The sequence below is a fragment of the Streptomyces doebereineriae genome (genome assembly GCF_031845645.1).
GTDB classification, from domain to species: domain Bacteria; phylum Actinomycetota; class Actinomycetes; order Streptomycetales; family Streptomycetaceae; genus Streptomyces; species Streptomyces canus.
Window position 1 is genome coordinate 1 of sequence record NZ_JAVREZ010000094.1, and the last position, 575, is coordinate 575.

At 67.1% G+C, this 575-nt stretch carries 1 pseudogene; it reads left to right on the forward strand.

Annotation, left to right across the window (positions count from 1 at the left end):
- Nucleotides 1–165: 165 nt before the first annotated feature.
- Nucleotides 166–575, forward strand: a pseudogene (locus RNB18_RS50865) (alpha/beta hydrolase); the annotation flags it as partial.

Genomic DNA, 575 nt, shown 5'->3' on the forward strand with positions numbered 1-575 from the left:
GGTTCGACCAATTCCGTCATGGACACAGTGTTACAGATTTCGCACTTTGTACCAAGATGGATGTGACCAGGGTCACCGAGGCGTGTGAGCGGCGTTATCGGGCTGTTGCCGGACCGTGTCGCGTGCTGAGACCCATAACGCACTCGGGGTTGGAATGATGCGCAGGTGAACTCGCTGACCCGCCGCGACGCGCTGCGTCTAGGTGTCACCGGCGCGGGTGCCGCGGGACTGATGGCATTGGGCAGCCTGCTCGATCCGCCGATGCCCCGTGCGTCTCCTGGCCCCAACCAACCGGCCTCCGCGGGCGACTCGTCACCGACCCGCGATTCGGGGTCGTTCATCTCCGCGGCCCGCGGCGGCGTCGAAACCAATTGGATCATCGCCCGCCCGCCGGGCCAGCACGGCCCACTACGTCCGGTGATCGCCCTGCACGGGATGGACAACGACGCCGCCGGGGTGATGAGCCTGGGCATCCCTGAAGCGCTGGCCCAGCTGACCGCGGCCGGCCGACCGCCGTTCGCAGTGGTCAGTGTGGATGGTGGCAACTCGTTCTGGCGCCGTCGAGCCTCTGGTGG